General features: G+C 55.9%; 1 rRNA gene. It reads right to left on the bottom strand.

What is annotated here, in order from left to right:
• Positions 1-322: ribosomal RNA gene (locus N6G83_RS54640) — 16S ribosomal RNA — on the bottom strand; the annotation flags it as partial.

The following is a 322-nucleotide window of genomic DNA, read 5'->3' as shown; positions in this document are numbered from 1 at the left end:
TGTGCGGGCCCCCGTCAATTCATTTGAGTTTTAACCTTGCGGCCGTACTCCCCAGGCGGTCGATTTAACGCGTTAGCTCCGGAAGCCACGCCTCAAGGGCACAACCTCCAAATCGACATCGTTTACAGCGTGGACTACCAGGGTATCTAATCCTGTTTGCTCCCCACGCTTTCGCACCTGAGCGTCAGTCTTCGTCCAGGGGGCCGCCTTCGCCACCGGTATTCCTCCAGATCTCTACGCATTTCACCGCTACACCTGGAATTCTACCCCCCTCTACGAGACTCTAGCTTGCCAGTTTCAAATGCAGTTCCCAGGTTGAGCC

The sequence above is a fragment of the Serratia sp. PL7 genome (genome assembly GCF_945957435.1).
This window is presented reverse-complemented; position numbering and strand designations above follow the sequence as displayed.